Raw genomic sequence first — 335 nt, forward strand, 5'->3', positions numbered from 1 at the left:
CAGTCTATCTTTCTATCACATACCCAAATTTTTAAAGAACGATCTAATCAAAAGACTAGAAATCAATATTCTCAAAGGAATACTCATTTCTAAGCTTTCAGAAGCAGTTATATGGTGGAGCCAAGCGGGATCGAACCGCTGACCTCCTGCGTGCAAGGCAGGCGCTCTCCCAGCTGAGCTATGGCCCCATAACAAAATTGGTGGGTCTGGGCAGATTCGAACTGCCGACCTCACCCTTATCAGGGGTGCGCTCTAACCAACTGAGCTACAGACCCAATTTCGAGCGCGTAACTGTTAGCTTGGAGCTATCAGCTTGGAGCTTAAAGCTGCTTCTA

General features: G+C 46.9%; 2 tRNA genes. Both read right to left on the reverse strand.

What is annotated here, in order from left to right:
- Positions 1 to 112: 112 nt before the first annotated feature.
- Positions 113 to 188 (reverse strand) — tRNA-Ala (locus tag ACM6IM_RS08630).
- Positions 189 to 198: 10 nt separating this feature from the next.
- Positions 199 to 275: transfer RNA gene (locus ACM6IM_RS08635), tRNA-Ile, on the reverse strand.
- Positions 276 to 335 lie beyond the last annotated feature (60 nt).

Origin of the sequence: Pseudomonas sp. IT-P12, from assembly GCF_949767465.1 — a bacterium.
Classification (GTDB): domain Bacteria; phylum Pseudomonadota; class Gammaproteobacteria; order Pseudomonadales; family Pseudomonadaceae; genus Aquipseudomonas.